The organism is Streptomyces sp. NPDC005925, from assembly GCF_040638805.1.
Lineage (GTDB): Bacteria > Actinomycetota > Actinomycetes > Streptomycetales > Streptomycetaceae > Streptomyces.
This window is the reverse complement of sequence record NZ_JBEXVL010000011.1, coordinates 183,757-199,088: the sequence shown is the minus strand read 5'-3', so window position 1 is coordinate 199,088 and position 15,332 is coordinate 183,757. Positions and strand designations below refer to the sequence as shown.

Here is a 15,332-nt window from a genome sequence, read left to right as displayed (position 1 = left end):
TCAAGGAACGGACGCTTCCTTTGTACTCACCCTCTCGGGCTTTCCTCCGGGCGCTTCCCTTCGGTCTTGCGTTTCCGACTCTATCAGATCCTTTTTTCGGCCTGACCCCCAGTCAGCGGGGTTTGTCTTTCCGGCCGCTGGGCCGTTCCGACGTCTCAAACCTTAGCGGACTCTCTCCGCGATTCCCAAATCGAGGTGACCGGGCTGCGGAGTCCCCGCGGGGAATTCGAATTCGGGCACGCCGAAATCAGTCCCGTGGGGAGGTCGTGCTGATGGTTTGGGTGCCGCTGGTGCGGCGAGAGTGTTGCCGAAGAACCGTTACGGCTCTGCGGCAACCCGGAGAACCTTACGGATCGCCCTGAAGGCTGTCAAGTGACGCCCCGGTGGCACTCCAGCGGTCCTCAGTCGAGGTCGGTGAGGCGTCCGCCGGCGTCCGGCTGGGCGTGCTCCACCCGGCGCAACAGCCGGGTGAGGACCTCGCCGAGAGCCGTGCGCTCGACCGCTGAGAGGTCCTGGAGCAGGTCCTCCTCGAAGACCGTGGCGAGGCGCATCGCCTCCAGCCACTTCTCGCGGCCCTCCTGGGTGAGCTCCACGATGACGCGTACGCGGTTGGACTCGTCCCGCTCCCTGGTGACGAGCCCCTCTCCGACCATGCGGTCGATCCGGTGCGTCATGGCGGCGGGCGTGAGGCCGAGGCGCTTGGCGAGGTCGCCGGGGCCCAGCCGGTACGGGGCGCCGGACAGGACGAGGGCCTTCAGTACCTCCCACTCGGCGTTGCTGATGCCCAGCTCGGAGGTCTGGCGGCCGTAGGCGACGTTCATCCGGCGGTTCAGGCGGGACAGCGCCGAGACGATCTTCTCGACCTGGGGGTCGAGGCCCTGGAACTCGCGCTGGTAGGCGGCGATCTGTTCTTCGAGGGTCGGCTCGCTGAGGCCGGAGGTGTCACCCATGGGCGGCAGTATCGCACGCCGTTACTTTGCCTTGAAGTCCTTGGATGTGTACTCTTTAGTATCGAACTTTAGCTTCTAAGTCTTCACTCCTAACTTCTGAGAGAGGTGAACGTGACCAGGGGCATGGGCGCGGTGCTGCGCCGGATCCACGTGGGCAACGCACTCAGCGCGTTCGGGCTCGGCTTCACCGTTCCGTACCTGTACGTCTACGTGGCACAGGTGCGAGGGCTGGGTGCTGTCACGGCCGGACTCGTGCTGGCCGTCTTCGCCGTGGCCGCACTGATCGTGCTGCCGTTCGCCGGGCGGGCCATCGTCCGGCGGGGCGCGCTGCCGGTGCTGCTCACCGCCCTGGTCACCGCCGCGGTCGGCGCACTGAGTCTGGGGCTGGCCGGTACGGCCGGCACGGTGATCCTGGCTGCCGCCGCGCTCGGGGCCGGACAGGCCGTCATGCAGCCGGCGCTCGCGACCATGATCGTGGACTGTTCCCGTACGGAGACCCGGTCGCGGGCGTTCGCGACACAGTTCTTCCTGCAGAACCTCGGGCTCGGGGTCGGCGGGCTCATCGGTGGTCATCTCGTCGACACGAGCAGCGCCGCGTCGTTCGTGGTGTTGTTCGCGATCGAGGCGGCCGTGTTCCTGCTGCTGGTCGTGGTGATGACGACCGTGCGGATGCCTCACTCGCCGCGGGTGGAGGGCGCGTCGGCAAGTGGCAGGAGCAGTTGGAAGTCATTGCTGGGGAATCGGGCCATGGTGCAGCTCTGCGTGCTGGGCTTCGTGCTGTTCTTCGCCTGCTACGGGCAGTTCGAGTCGGGGCTGAGCGCGTACGGCGTGGAGGCCGCGGGGATGTCCACGTCCGCGCTGGGGACGGCGCTGGCGGCGAACACGCTGATGATCGTTCTCGCGCAGTTCGCGGTGCTGAGGTTCGTCGAGCGTCGGCGCCGCTCCCGGGTGATCGCGGGTGTCGGACTGATCTGGGCGGTCGCGTGGGCGGTCGCCGCGTACGCGGGGCTGGGCAACGGCAGCCAGGAGATGGCGACGGCCGCGTTCATCTCGACGTACGCGCTGTTCGGGCTGGGTGAGGCGATGCTGTCGCCGACGCTCGCGCCGCTGGTCGCCGATCTGGCGCCGACCGGGCTCGCGGGGCAGTACAACTCCGCCTTCGCCCTGGTGAAACAGCTCGCGCTGGCGGTCGGGCCCGCGGTGGGCGGGCCGCTGGGGGCCTCGCTGCACGCGCCGTACGTCGTGCTGTTCCTGCTGTTCTCGCTGGGGATCACGGTGCTGGCGTTGCGGCTGGGGCGGGAGCTGACCGCCGTACAGGACCGGCCGTCGGCCGGCCGGAGCCGGGTGGTCGCGCGGGGCGGGGCCTCGGAGCCGGTGGCCGCGGAGGCGTGAGAGCGGTTGTTCGGCAGTGGGCCGGCCGTCACTTTCGGGTGGCGGCCGGTCTTCTTTCGCAGCGGCGGTGCGCGTCGTGTCGGCGGTGCGCGGTTGCGAGGCACCGAGTGCCCCGCGGCACCGGCCCCGCCGCCCGCGTCCGGCCACCGTCCCTCTCACAGCCACGCGCTTTCGGGCGCATGACGCGCGGAGGGGGTCCGTTTGGGGTGACTACGTGCAGTCTTTTGTCCGGCTTTCGCCATATGGTTCGCCCTCCTGCGCGGGTCTCTGCGGCGTCCCCGGGGGTGTCAGTCCGTACCGCGTGGGAGGGCGAATTCGCACCACACGGCCTTGCCGCCGCCGGGGGTTCGGCGGCTGCCCCAGGTGGAGGCGATGGTGGCGATGATGGCGATGCCCCGGCCGTTCTCGTCGCCGGGTTCGGCTCGGCGGCGGCGCGGCAGGTGGTCGTCGCCGTCGGTGACCTCGACGATGAGGCGGCGGTCCGTGCGGCGCAGCCGCAGCCGCATGGGAGGCGTGCCGTGCTGGAGGGAGTTGGCGACGAGCTCGCTGGCGGCCAGGACGCCGAGGTCGTGCAGGTCGACCGGGAAGCGCCAGCTGGTCAGGACGCCGGAGGCGAAGGCGCGCGCGCGTGGGGTGGCCTCGACGCCGCCGAGCAGATCGAGCGCGGCGTTGCGGAAGAGGTCGCTGCCTGGGCCGGTGCGGGCGGGGTGCTGGAGGACGAGGACGGCCACGTCGTCGTCGTGGTCGGCGGTGACGCCCGCGGAGCGGACGAGGCGGTCGCAGATGACCTGGGGTGTGCCGGTCGCGCCGGCGAGGGCGCGTTCCAGGGCGGCGATGCCCTCGTCCAGGTCCTGGTTGCGCCTCTCGACCAGGCCGTCGGTGTAGAGGACGGCCGTGGAACCGGCGCCGAGCGGGATCGAGCCGGAGGTGTGCATCCAGCCGCCGGTGCCCAGCGGCGGGCCGGTCGGCTCGTCGGCGCGCCGCACGGTGCCGCCCTCGTCGCGGACCAGGATGGGCAGGTGGCCGGCGGAGGCGTACACGAGGTGTCCCTCGTTGGGGTCGTGGACCGCGTACGCGCAGGTGGCGATCTGGTTGGCGTCGATCTCGGCGGCGAGACCGTCGAGGAGCTGGAGAACCTCGTGCGGGGGCAGGTCGAGGCGGGCGTAGGCGCGGACGGCGGTGCGGAGCTGGCCCATGACGGCGGCGGCGCGGACGCCTCTGCCCATGACGTCGCCGATGACGAGGGCCGTGCGTCCGCCGCCGAGGGTGATGACGTCGTACCAGTCGCCGCCGACTGCTGCCTCGGTGCCGCCGGGGTGGTAGGTGGCGGCGACGCGCAGGTCGTCGGGTTCTTCGAGGTCCTGCGGGAGCAGGGAGCGCTGCAGGGTGACGGCGGTCTCGCGCTGGCGGCGCTCGCTCGCGCGCAGGCGCTCGGCGGCTTCGGCGTGGTCGGTGACGTCGGTGGCGAAGACCAGGACGCCGTGGCCGGAGGCGCATTCGGTGACGGGCGTGCAGGTGAAGGTGTAGGAGCGGCCGTCGGGTGCCTTGCGGGACTTGACGGTGCGGGGCCGGCCGCTGCGCAGGACCTGGTCGAGGAGGGGCAGCAGGCCGAGCCGGTCCAGCTCCGGGAGGGTGTCGCGCGCGGGCGCGCCGAGCGGGCGGACGCCGAAGGCCGCGGTGTAGGCGTCGTTGACGTAGGAGATGCGGTGGTCGGGGCCGTGCAGGAGGGCGACGAGGGCGGGGACGCGGTCGAGCACGTCACGGACGGGCAGGTCGTCGACGGAGGGCACGGGGCCGTCGGTGCGCTGTTCGGCGCGGGCGGCGGGTACGGCGCTTTCCGCCCGCCGGTCCGGTTCTGCCCTGCGGTCCGGTTCTGCGCGCCGGTCCGGGGAGCGCGGGTGGTCGGTCCGCGCGGCGGCGCGGCGCTGTGTTCGAGGGAGCCGGGCGCTCCAGCGCGTGAAGTTCACGATTCCTTGCCTCGTGTCGTCGTCGGCGGCCGGAACCGGCCGGGTCCCGGTGGCCGCGCGGGGCGGGCGGCGGCCCGCACAGGTGATGGCCAGTCTGGCAGTGCGGGGACCGGGCCAACATTCGTCAGACGCCTGGCCGCCCGGTGGAGTTCCTGACTCCGGTCAGGACGACCCCTTCGGGTTCCGCGGGGGGTCCTGGGAAGGCTTTCCACTGGCCGCGAGTTCGAACTCGGCACGGGGATGTTCGAGTGAACCCAGGGAGACGATTTCCCTCTTGAAGAGGCCGGACAGCGTCCATTCGGCCAGTACGCGGGCCTTGCGGTTGAGGGTGGGGACGCGGCTCAGGTGGTAGGCGCGGTGCATGAGCCAGGCGGGGTAGCCCTTCAGCTTGCGGCCGTAGACGTGGGCGACGCCCTTGTGCAGGCCCAGGGAGGCGACCGAGCCGGCGTACTTGTGCGCGTACGTCTCGAGGGGTTCGCCGCGCAGTGCGTGGACGAGGTTGTCCGCAAGGACCTTGGCCTGGCGGACGGCGTGCTGGGCGTTGGGCGCGCAGAGCGTACCGGGCTCGTCGGCGGTGACGTCGGGGACGGCGGCGGCGTCTCCGGCCGCCCACGCGTGCGTGACGCTCTCGACGGTCAGCTGGGGGGTGCACCTGAGCCGGCCGCGGTCGGTGAGCGGCAGGTCGGTGGAGGCGAGGACCGGGTGGGGTTTCACGCCGGCCGTCCAGACGACCGTACGGGTGGGGAAGCGGGCGCCGTCACTGAGGACGGCTACGCGTTCGGCGCACGAGGTGAGGCGGGTGTCGAGGCGTACGTCGATGTTGCGGCGGCGCAGCTCGGAGACCGTGTAGCTGCCCAGGTCCTCGCCGACCTCGGGGAGGATGCGGCCGGTGGCCTCGACGAGGATCCACTTCATGTCCTCGCGGGTGACGTTGTGGTAGTGCCGGGCGGCGTAGCGCGCCATGTCCTCGAGTTCGCCGAGCGCCTCGACGCCCGCGTAGCCGCCGCCGACGAAGACGAAGGTGAGGGCGGCGTCGCGCACCTCGGGGTCGCGGGTGGAGGAGGCGATGTCCATCTGCTCGATGACGTGGTTGCGCAGGCCGATGGCCTCCTCGACGGTCTTGAAGCCGATGGCGTGGTCGGCGAGCCCGGGGATGGGCAGGGCGCGGGAGACGGAGCCGGGCGCGAGGACGAGTTCGTCGTAGGTCAGACGGCGGGCGCCGGTGCCCTCCTCCTCGGTGGCGAGGGTGGTGAGGGTGGCCGTGCGTGTGGTGTGGTCGATGGTGCGGACCTCGCCGATGACGATGCGGCACTGGTCGAGGACGCGGCGCAGCGGTACGACGACGTGCCGGGGGGAGATGGACCCGGCGGCCGCCTCGGGGAGGAACGGCTGGTACGTCATGTACGGGTCGTGTGTGACGACGGTGATCTCGGCCAGGCCCTCCCGCAGTTCCCGCTTCAGCTTCCGCTGGAGCCGCAGGGCCGTGTACATCCCGACGTAGCCGCCGCCGACAACGAGAATGCGCGCTGGTTCCTTCACCATCCCATGACGCACCGGCCACTGGCGTTTGTCCACAGCCTCGGCGAATTGTGTGACCGGGAGCCGGCGCGGAGCACGGTTGGCCGTTTTGTCCACGTTCCGCGAAGGTGTGCAGGTCAGGCGGGTACGGCGGGTCACGGCCGGTGAGACATAAGCGACGTATACGATCCGTACTCCGATCGGGGGGCGTCCCGTGCGGAACCTGCCCCTTCTGAATTGACGACCTCTCAACTATGTTCGTATGCCGACGGGGTGTGGGCGGATGCGCTCCTCGGGTCCGCGACGGGCGGGCCCGGGTGAACGGGGCCTGTTCCGCTGACCCCGGCTTTCGATGACGGGGAGAGTCTCCGGGGGGAGACGTCATTACCGGGGGATGCGTATGCATGTGCAGGACTCTCATTGGTCGTCCGCCGTGGCGTCGGGCAGCGCGGTGAGCGCGACGCCCGAGGGACGGGCGGACGCGGCGCGCACGACACCGCTGCGGGTGGACGCGCAGCGCAATCTGGAGCACGTGCTGCGCGCGGCGCGCGAGGTCTTCGGCGAGCTGGGTTACGGCGCTCCGATGGAGGACGTGGCCCGCCGGGCCCGAGTGGGCGTCGGCACGGTGTACCGGCGCTTTCCGAGCAAGGACGTCCTGGTCCGGCGGATAGCCGAGGAGGAGACGTCGCGGCTCACCGACCAGGCGCGTGCCGCCCTCGGCCAGGAGGACGAGCCGTGGTCGGCGCTGTCCCGTTTCCTGCGTACGTCGGTGGCGTCGGGTGCCGGGCGGCTGCTGCCGCCGCAGGTGCTGCGGGTCGGCGTGGCGGAGGAGCAGTCCGATGGCGGCGTGTCCGACCCGGCGCAGGTGCCGCACCAGCGGTCCCAGCCGGGCACGGGCGAGCTGCGGCTGGTGCCGGAGGCGCCGGAGGCGGGCGAGGACGACGCCGGGGCGGCGGAGCTGCTGGAGGTGGTGGGCCGGCTCGTGGAGCGGGCCCGTGCGGCGGGCGAGCTGCGGGCGGACGTGTCGGTCTCGGACGTCCTGCTGGTGATCGCGACGGCGGCGCCCTCGCTGCCGGACCCGGCGCAGCAGGCGGCGGCTTCGGCACGGCTGCTCGACATCCTGCTGGAGGGCCTGCGCTCCCGCACGTGAGCACGTGACGAGTACGGCGTTCCCCGGGCTCCGGACAGCCGTCGGCCACGCCGCACGTGGGCCGGCTGACCCTCCGGCGGGTCGGCCGGACACGGTCGGACCGCATCACGACCCCTCGGACGAGTGGAAGCCGGCATCGTACGGTCCGGACCAAACGGCCGATATGGCACGCTGAGCGGTGATCGGGTTTCGGCACGGTGGCGGGGGCGTTCCGCGATGGGTGTTCACGAGCAGGACGAGTCACTCCGTGACGACGGCACAGGGACGCAGGGCTCGCCGCAGGTTCCGGCCCAGGGCAGCCGGGACTCCCGAGGTGCCCTGGTCGACGGGCCGGGCGCCGGTCCCGCTGAAGCCGCCGGCGCCGCCGCGCGGCATCCGGGCGTCGGTCGCGCAGCCGACGCGTCGCAGCGGGCGGACACCTCGGAGGGCCGCGCCGGAGCGGCGGGTGCGGTGCCCGCGCAGCGCGACCGGCACAAGAGCCGTCGCCAGGACGCCGTCCTCCCGTCGCCGCGGGAGGTGCCGTCGTCGTCCGACGCCGAGCTGATCGGCAGGATGCGCTCGGGCGACGACACGGCCTACGAGGAGGTGTACCGGCGCCACGCGGAAGCGGTGCGCCGGTACGCCCGTACCTGCTGCCGTGACGCGCACACCGCCGACGACCTCACCGCCGAGGTGTTCGCCCGCGCGCTCCAGGCGGTGCGCGGCGGATCGGGCCCGGAGTACGCCGTACGCGCGTACCTGCTCACCAGCGTGCGACGGGTGGCAGCGGACTGGGCGCGGTCGGCGAAGCGGGAGCACCTCGTCGACGACTTCGCGGTGTTCGCCACGCAGGTGTCCCGCGCCTCGCAGGCGTCGGACGACGGCACGCTCGACCTGGGCGCCGACGTGCTGGCCCTGCACGAGGCGGAGCAGTCGATGGCCGTGCGGGCCTTCCGGTCGCTGCCCGAGCGGTGGCAGGCCGTGCTGTGGCACACGGAGGTCGAGGACGAGTCGCCCAGCGAGGTGGCCACGCTGTTCGGCCTGGACGCCAACGGCACGCGCGTGCTCGCCGGCCGCGCCCGCGAGGGTCTGAAGCAGGCCTATCTGCAGGCTCACGTCAGCGCCACGCTCGTCGCCGACGAGGCCTGCTCGCGCTACGCGGACCAGCTCGGCAGGTACGCCCGCGGCCGGCTGCGCGCCCGGGCCGAGCGGGGCCTGCGCAAGCACCTGGCGGAGTGCGCCGGGTGCCGGCTGGCCGCGATCCAGATCCAGGAGGTCGCCGACGGCATCCCGGCCGTCGTCCCGGTCTCCGTCATCGGCTGGTTCGGCGCCGCGGGCTACGCCAAGGCCGCCGGTCTCCACGCCGGCGGCGCGGGACTGGGCGCGGCCGGTGCCGCGGACGCGGTGGGCTCGGCGGGTGCGGCGGGTGCGGCGGACGGCGGCTCGTCCGGCGCCGGAGCGGACGCGGCCTCCGAAAGCGTGGGCGCCTCGGTCAGGGCGGGCATCGCGACGGGCGTGGTCGCGGTGGCGGCGGTCGTCGTGGCGGCCATGGCCCTGGCGGGCGACGAGCAGCCGCTTCCCGAGAGGCCCCGGGCCGAGCCCCCGGTGTCGGCCCCGGCGGCCCGGCCGAAGGAACCGGCCCCCGAGCCCCCCGCCCCGACACCGGCACCGGCGCGGCCCCACCCGGCGGCGGCCCATCCTGCGGCGGCCCCGAAGCCCACCCCCACGCCCACCCCGGCCGCCACCGAACCGAAGCCCACCCCGAAGCCGACCCCGACCGGCACACCCACACCCACATCCACCTCCACACCCACACCCACACCGCCCCCGAAGCCCACGCCACCGGCCCCGGCGCCCGCCGTCTACCAGTGGAGCGAGCTGGGCTACGACATCGCCGGTGACGGCACGGGCCCCGAGATGCGGACGGCCCACAGCAGCTGGGTGTGGCAGCGCCGGGGCCAGTCGATCGCCGACACGCGGTACGCGCACGGTGTGACGGTGCTCGGCGACTCGTCGGTCACCATCGACCTCAACCGCTCGTGCACGTCCTACGACGCCATGGCCGGCATCGACGACACGACGGCGAAGCTCGGCAAGGTCCACTTCTCCGTCTACGGCGACGGCGTCCGGCTGTGGTCGTCGGACCGCGTGGACGGCGGTGACCCGGCGGTCCCGGTCCACGTGGACATCACGGGCGTGGAGACGATGCGCATGGTGGTGGAACCGCACCACCGTCTGGACGACGTGGCACTGGCGGACTGGGCGCAGTCGACGTTCGTGTGTTCCTGACGGGGCTCAGCCGGAGCTCCGTACGGCACGTGGGTCGCGGGGGCGACGCGAAGGCCGGACCGCGGCGCCCGCCCGCAGCGCCGCCCGCCACCGCCCGCCCCGCCGGCCGCCGCCGGCGCACGGCCGACCGCCACCGCCCGGCCCGCCTCCCGCCGGCCCTCGCCCAGCCGTCACCTCTGCCCCTACCGGGCGATCCCCGCACCCTCGCGCCCCCCGGCACCCAGCGCCCCCCGCTGCGGAGCGATCCCCCCGGGTACGGCTCGCTGCCGCGTGGCTGTGCCCGTCCAGCACGTCCCCCGCCGGGCCAGCAGCCGGCGCAGCCACAGCTCCAGGGACACGAGGTCGGCGAGCCCGTCCAGGGGCAGCGCCTCCCCCGCCGCGGCGCCACGCACGGCCTTGCGCACGACGCGCGCTTCGACCAGCCCCGCCTCGGCCAGCAGCGGCGTGTCGAACAGACCCACCAGGGAGTCGGCGGCGACCCGCAGCCCCGTACGCGCGGCGGCGGCGGCCGTGGCGACGCTCGGCGCACCCCACCCGGCCGGCACCTCCGTCACCCCGGCGCCCTCCAGCACGGTCCGCAGGATCGACGCCCGCGCCCCCGGCTTCACCCGCAGCGCCTCGGGGAGTGCCCGGCACGCGCGGACGACCTGGTTGTCGAGGAACGGCGCGTGCAGCCGCTGTGAGCGGATCTCCGCCGCCTGTTCCAGGATCCGCAGATCAGCCGCGTACCGGGTCAGGGCGGCCCGCGCCCGGTAGTCGCCCGGCCGCTGTCCGGGACCGACCCCCGACCGATGCGTCGACGCCTGGAGGCGAACCGATACTTCAGCGAGGGCTTCCCCGGTCAGCCAGCGCGCGGCCGGCCCCGGGCCGCCCCAGCCGAGCGCGGCGAGCGACGCCCCGACGGCACCGGCGGGCTCCTCGAACCGGCGCCGCATGAGGCTCTCCGCGATGCCCTCGACGCCGGCGCGGTAGGGCGTACGGGCCAGCCGGCGGGCCGCCGCGTACACGCGCGCGGGGACGAGTACGGACCCGTCCGCCTTCGTGAGCGCGGCGACGGGCCGCACGAGATGCCGCCGCTTGCGGTCCATCAGCAGATCGGCGAGGCGCGCGGGATGCGCGTCGAGGACCTGCCGCGCCCCGTACCCGGTGAAGTGGTCCGCGCTGCCCGCCGCGAGCCGCGCCCGGTGCCGGGCGGCGGTCACCAGGCTCGGCCCGGGTTCGTCGGTGAGCGGCCCGTCCAGGTCGAGGTACGGCAGGGTCTCCTCGCCGCCCGTCACGACCACGTGGTGCAGGCGCGGGTTGGCCGCGAGCTCCCCGGCCCGCTCCAGTTCGGCCTCGTGACCGCCGACGGCGAGGTCGTTGAAGGTGACGGCCAGCAGCCGCTCGCCGGCGCCCGTGCCGTGGCCGAGCAGGGTGCCAGGTCTGCCCGGCAGCCCGGCGGCGAGCAGGGCGAGCGTCGCGGAGGCGGGGCCGCCGGACAGGTCGGCGCCGATGCCGGCGACCGGCATGCCGCGCGCGGCGCGCCGTTCGGCGGGCCCCATGCCGGGCACGGGCCCGGGGTCGATGTCGGCGCCGGGTACGTGCCGGGGCGCGGACAGCCGGGTGCGGACGGCTTCCACGAGCGCGTCACGGACGGCGTCGACGGCGCTGTCGGCGTCGGCCGGCGGTGCCGCGACGGCGAGGGAGGCGACGGGCTCGTACCCGGCGACCTCGCGCGCCCCCGCGCGCAGGATGAGCGCATGCCCCGGCGGAATGCGCCGCACCCCGTCGTAGGGCGTGGAGTCGTGCAGTGCGGCGGGTACGTCGGGGGCGGCGAGCAGCGCGGCGAGGTGCGCGAAGTCGAGGTTGGCCTCGATGAGATCGGCGAGCGGGAGCGCGGCGGTCGCGTAGGCGGTACCGCCCGCCCACGGGGTGTGGAACACCGGTCTGGCGCCCGCGAGGTCGCCGCACACGGTGACGCGGCGGCCCACCTGCACGACGGCCGTGTAGCTGCCGGACCAGGCGGTCAGGTGGCGAAGTGCCCCGCCACGCGCGGCGAACAGCCCGACGCGCAGCTGTTCGTCGGAGGCCCCGCAGGTGCCGAGGACCGCGACCCGGGTCAGCGGGTCGGCCTCGACGATGCGCACCTCGTCGGGCCGCCAGTCGCCGACGGCCCACAGCGGATCCGGGCCGCCCCACAGGAGCTGGGAACCCACCGGCTGGAGGGCCTCGCCGTCGGCTCCGGCGCCGACGGCCGGGCCCGCGGAGCCGCCCCCCGCTGCTCCCGCGGCGGCACTGCTCCATCCCACCAACCACCGCATCGACGCCTCCACAGGCTGTGGACAAACAGTGCACCGCATGAACCGGTGCACCATGCTGCCATGAAGGTGGCGTCACGGCGGGGCGGCGGACCCGCAGAAGGGCATGCGAAGGCGCCCCGACGTCCGCATCGGGGCTGCCGCCGGGGGCGGTCCGGTACGCGCGGAAGGCGACCGGGCGCGCGCTCGGCAAGGACTCGTACGGGTGCGGCGGGTTCGGCGCGTTCGGCGCGTTCGGCGCGTTCGGCGCGTTCGGTACGGGCTCTCAGCAGGTGCGGTGCGCCCCCCGCACGCCGGGGGCGCGGCGCCCCGAGGACTCCGCACGGGCTCGCGTCGGGTTCCGTACGACGCGGCGCAGCCGTCCCGCGCCGGCCACCGGCCGACGCGAATGCGCCCCAGTTTGCGCCCCGAAACTCCCTAAGCGCCCCCAACTTCTGTGGTAGAAACGCACATTGGACCAGACCTCAGGGGTCGATTTTCGGTCGATTTGGCGCTGTGGAACCTTACGCTCGTGCCCTCCGGGCAGGCTCTGCGCCCCGCCCGACGGGCGCGCGGCCCGGGAGGCGCAGCACGCCCCCCGGCCCGTTCCACCGCCCGCGGGGATGAAGGCGGCGGCGTCCCCCAGCCCACTGCACCCAGTACAGCGGGCCGACCCACGCGAAACCCATGGAATCGCGCCGGAGTTGGCCGGAGCAGAGCGCACGCACGGGCGCACGGCCACACGTCGGGAGCACACGCCAACAGGCCGTACAACGGCCGTACTTCCGTACGGACCACAATCCCGCCATCCGGAACAACGCCCCTTAACGCTTGGGATGCGGCGAACTACGCTGGGTTTACGAATGCCGCGTGGGTATGCCAGCGCGGCAGCCGTCTGTGTCGAGGGGTGGCGCATGTCCAGGGAGCAACGCGGGCCGAACGAAAAACTCGGCACCGTTCTCGCCCTCGCGGGAATCTCGAACGCGGGCCTCGCCCGACGCGTCAACGACCTGGGCGCGCAAAGAGGCCTGACTCTTCGCTACGACAAGACGTCGGTGGCGCGCTGGGTGTCGAAGGGCATGGTGCCGCAGGGCGCCGCGCCACACCTGATCGCCGCCGCCATCGGCCAGAAACTCGGCCGTCCGGTGCCGCTCCACGAGATCGGCCTGGCCGACGCCGACCCCGCGCCCGAAGTGGGCCTCGCCTTCCCTCGCGACGTCGGACAGGCGGTGAAGTCCGCGACGGAGCTGTACCGCCTCGACCTCGCCGGCCGCCGCGCCGGCTCGGGCGGCATCTGGCAGTCGCTCGCCGGCTCGTTCGCCGTCAGCGCGTACGCCACTCCCGCCTCACGGTGGCTGATAACCCCGGCCGACAGCTCGGTCGCCCGGGACGCGAACCCCGCCGAGTGCTCCGGCGCACCGATCAAAGTCGGCCACAGCGACGTACGGAAACTGCGGGAGGCCGCCGAGGACGCCCGGCGCTGGGACTCCAAGTACGGGGGCGGCGACTGGCGCTCCTCCATGGTGCCCGAGTGCTTACGGGTCGAGGCCGCGCCCCTGCTGCTCGGCTCCTACTCCGACGAGGTCGGGCGGGCCCTGTTCGGCGCCAGTGCCGAGCTCACCCGGCTGGCCGGCTGGATGGCCTTCGACACCGGCCAGCAGGAGGCCGCCCAGCGCTACTACATCCAGGCGCTACGCCTGGCCCGCGCCGCCGCCGACGTCCCCCTCGGCGGGTACGTCCTGGCCACCATGTCGCTCCAGGCCACCTACCGCGGCTTCGGCGACGAGGGCGTCGACCTCGCCCAGGCCGCGCTGGAACGCAACCGCGGCCTGGCCACGGCACGCACCATGAGCTTCTTCCACCTCATCGAGGCACGCGCGCACGCACGCGCGAGTGACGCCCACGCGGCCGGCGGCGCGCTCAAGGCCGCCGAGAGTTGGCTGGAGCGGGCCCGCCCCGGCGACAACGACCCGTCGTGGCTCGGCTTCTACTCCTACGACCGGTTCGCCGCGGACGCCGCCGAGTGCTACCGCGATCTGAAGGCACCCCGCCAGGTGCGCCGCTTCACCGAACAGGCACTGTCGAAACCGACGGAGGAGTTCGTCCGCTCGCACGGGCTGCGCCTGGTCGTCTCGGCGGTCGCGGAGCTGGAGTCGGGCAATCTGGACGCGGCGTGCGAGCAGGGCGTGCGGGCCGTGGAGGTGGCCGGCCGCATCTCGTCGGCCCGCACCACGGAGTACGTCAAGGACCTCCTGCACCGGCTGGAGCCGTACGGGGACGAGCCCCGCGTGGTCGAGCTCCGCGAGCGTGCCAGGCCGCTGCTGATGGCCCCGGCCTGATCCCCGCGTCCGTTGCCCCTCCCGGGTTTGAGGCCGTTGTCAGTGGCGCAGTGCACTATCGAACCCGGGAGGTGGTGGCCGGTGCGGCCGGAGCTCGACTGTGACGTGCTGGTGATCGGCGGCGGGATCGTCGGACTGTCGGCGGCGTACGCGATCACCCGTGCCGCGCCGGGCACGAGCGTGACGGTCCTGGAGAAGGAGCGGGGCCCGGCCCGGCACCAGACGGGGCGCAACAGCGGCGTCGTCCACAGCGGCATCTACTACCGCCCCGGCTCCCTCAAGGCGCGGTACGCGGTCCGCGGCGCCACCGAGATGCTCAAGTTCTGCGCGGAGTACGGCGTCGCGCACGCCGTCACCGGCAAGCTGATCGTGGCGACGGAGCGCGACGAGCTGCCCCGCCTGCACGCCCTCGTGCAGCGCGGCCGGGAGAACGGCACGGCGGTGCGGGAGCTGTGCGCGGCCCAGATCGCCGAGTACGAGCCGGAAGTGCGGGGCCTGGCCGCCATACACGTCGGCACGACCGGCATCTGCGACTTCGGGACGGTGGCCCGGCGCCTCGCCGAGGCGTCGGGCGCCGACATCCGCTACGGCGCCCGCGTCGTCCGCGTCGACCGGCGCCCGGGCCGCGGCGTGGCCGTCCTGACCGCCGCCGGTGACGTCGTGCGCGGCCGGGTCCTGGTCAACTGCGCGGGGCTGCACTGCGACGAGATCGCCCGTATGACCGGCGACGACCCGGGCATGCGGATCGTGCCCTTCCGTGGCGAGTACTACGAGCTGACCCGCCCCGAGCTGGTGCGCGGCCTGGTCTATCCGGTGCCGGACCCGGCGTTCCCGTTCCTCGGCGTCCACCTCACCCGCGGCATCCACGACGACGTCCACGTCGGGCCGAACGCGGTCCCGGCGCTGGCCCGCGAGGGCTACGACTGGGCGACCGTCCGCCCCCGCGAGCTGGGCGGCACGCTCGGCTGGCCCGGCTCGTGGGCCATCGCCCGCCGGCACTGGCGGTACGGCGCGGGCGAGCTGCGCCGGTCCCTGTCGAAGAAGGCGTTCACGACCGCCGTACGACGGCTGCTGCCCGCCGTCACGGAGTCGGACCTCAGACCCACGACGGCCGGGGTGCGCGCCCAGGCCGTACTGAAGGACGGCACGCTGGTCGACGACTTCCTGATACGCGAGTCGGCCCACGCGGTCCACGTGCTGAACGCGCCGTCCCCGGCGGCCACGGCGTCCCTGCCGATCGGCCGGGAGGTGGCCCGCAGGGCGCTGGCCGCGCTGGCCGACCGCGACCGGACGTAGGCGGACCCGGCCGACCACCACCGGACGCGGGCGGGCCGGGCTTCCTGCCTCCTGGCTTCCTACCTCCTGGCTTCTTGGCACTGGCCTTCCCGGCGCTCGCCGTCCCGGCACCCGGCTTCCCGGCCCCTCCACCACTCGGTGGACACCTGGCCCACCTGCGTACGGCCGCCACGGTT

Annotated in this window: 9 protein-coding genes; 5 read left to right on the top strand and 4 right to left on the bottom strand. The window is 73.8% G+C overall.

The features are described from left to right. Nucleotides 1-401: 401 nt before the first annotated feature. Entirely contained in the window at nt 402-950 is a 549-nt protein-coding gene (locus tag ABZ354_RS16420) for a MarR family transcriptional regulator (RefSeq protein ID WP_358657170.1), read from the bottom strand. A gap of 123 nt (nt 951-1,073) precedes the next feature. Here ABZ354_RS16420 and ABZ354_RS16415 point away from each other — a divergent pair, with 123 nt between their 5' ends. Beyond that, on the top strand, nt 1,074-2,342 hold the full coding sequence (locus ABZ354_RS16415) for an MFS transporter (protein ID WP_358657196.1): 1,269 nt from the start codon (nt 1,074-1,076) through the stop codon (nt 2,340-2,342). A 287-nt stretch (nt 2,343-2,629) separates the two neighbouring features. Here the strand turns inward: ABZ354_RS16415 and ABZ354_RS16410 are convergent, their stop codons facing one another. Beyond that, on the bottom strand, nt 2,630-4,309 hold the full coding sequence (locus tag ABZ354_RS16410; RefSeq protein ID WP_358657168.1) for a SpoIIE family protein phosphatase: 1,680 nt from the start codon (nt 4,307-4,309) through the stop codon (nt 2,630-2,632). 162 nt (nt 4,310-4,471) lie between these two features. Beyond that, nucleotides 4,472-5,851 carry an FAD-dependent oxidoreductase gene (locus ABZ354_RS16405; protein WP_358657166.1) on the bottom strand — a complete coding sequence of 460 codons (1,380 nt, stop codon included), beginning with the start codon at nt 5,849-5,851 and terminating at the stop codon, nt 4,472-4,474. Nucleotides 5,852-6,227: 376 nt separating this feature from the next. On the opposite strand from ABZ354_RS16405, the gene ABZ354_RS16400 reads away from it, so the two are divergent. Together ABZ354_RS16400 and ABZ354_RS16395 are read left to right on the top strand one after the other, a co-directional pair. Continuing rightward, nucleotides 6,228-6,977 (top strand): helix-turn-helix domain-containing protein, encoded by a 750-nt coding sequence (locus tag ABZ354_RS16400; protein ID WP_358657194.1) that lies wholly within the window; start codon nt 6,228-6,230, stop codon nt 6,975-6,977. 216 nt (nt 6,978-7,193) lie between these two features. Beyond that, complete coding sequence (locus ABZ354_RS16395) at nt 7,194-9,245, top strand: sigma-70 family RNA polymerase sigma factor (RefSeq protein WP_358657164.1); 2,052 nt, start codon at nt 7,194-7,196, stop codon at nt 9,243-9,245. Nucleotides 9,246-9,427: 182 nt separating this feature from the next. Here ABZ354_RS16395 and ABZ354_RS16390 read toward each other — a convergent pair whose 3' ends face one another. Further along, complete coding sequence (locus ABZ354_RS16390; protein ID WP_358657162.1) at nt 9,428-11,545, bottom strand: asparagine synthase-related protein; 2,118 nt, start codon at nt 11,543-11,545, stop codon at nt 9,428-9,430. 890 nt (nt 11,546-12,435) lie between these two features. Here ABZ354_RS16390 and ABZ354_RS16385 point away from each other — a divergent pair. Both ABZ354_RS16385 and lhgO read left to right on the top strand, forming a co-directional pair. After that, the gene (locus tag ABZ354_RS16385) at nt 12,436-13,860 is read left to right on the top strand and encodes an MFS transporter (RefSeq protein WP_358657160.1); all 1,425 of its coding nucleotides are present in this window, start codon (nt 12,436-12,438) and stop codon (nt 13,858-13,860) included. Between the two features lie 81 nt (nt 13,861-13,941). Next, complete coding sequence (gene lhgO, locus ABZ354_RS16380) at nt 13,942-15,156, top strand: L-2-hydroxyglutarate oxidase (protein WP_358657158.1); 1,215 nt, start codon at nt 13,942-13,944, stop codon at nt 15,154-15,156. Nucleotides 15,157-15,332: the final 176 nt, after the last annotated feature.